Origin of the sequence: Polynucleobacter sp. AP-Feld-500C-C5 (assembly GCF_018882265.1) — a bacterium.
Classification (GTDB): domain Bacteria; phylum Pseudomonadota; class Gammaproteobacteria; order Burkholderiales; family Burkholderiaceae; genus Polynucleobacter.
The window spans coordinates 1-438 of the sequence record NZ_JACVOW010000013.1; the positions used below are offsets into that span (position 1 = coordinate 1).

The window sequence follows — 438 nt, forward strand, 5'->3', positions numbered from 1 at the left end:
ATGAACTCAAGCGCTATGAAGAAGCAATTACTGCATTTGATAAAGCCCTAAGTCTCAAACCCGACTATGCAGAGGCTTGGTCAAATAAAGGTGCGACTCTCAATGAGCTCAAGCGGTACGAAGAGGCGATAGCTCACTTTGATCGGGCCTTAAGTCTCAAACCAGATTATGCAGAGGCTTTGTCAAATAAAGGCATTGTGCTAAATGAGCTCAAGCGGTATGAAGAGGCGATAGCTCACTATGAGAGAGCACTTACTCTCAAGCCTGATTATGCAGAAGCTTGGTCTAATAAAGGTGTCACATTAAATCATCTCAAGAGGTATGAAGAGGCGATAGCTCACTACGAGAGAGCGCTTAGCCTCAAACCTGAGATTGATTGGGCGCATGGGGAGTTGCTTCATGCAAAGATGAAAATATGCTCCTGGGATCATTACCAAG

General features: G+C 44.7%; 1 protein-coding gene. It reads left to right on the top strand.

The window, feature by feature from the left end; all coding sequences use genetic code 11:
- A partial coding sequence (locus ICN21_RS01680) for a tetratricopeptide repeat protein (protein ID WP_216176294.1) occupies positions 1–438 on the top strand: 438 nt, incomplete at both ends.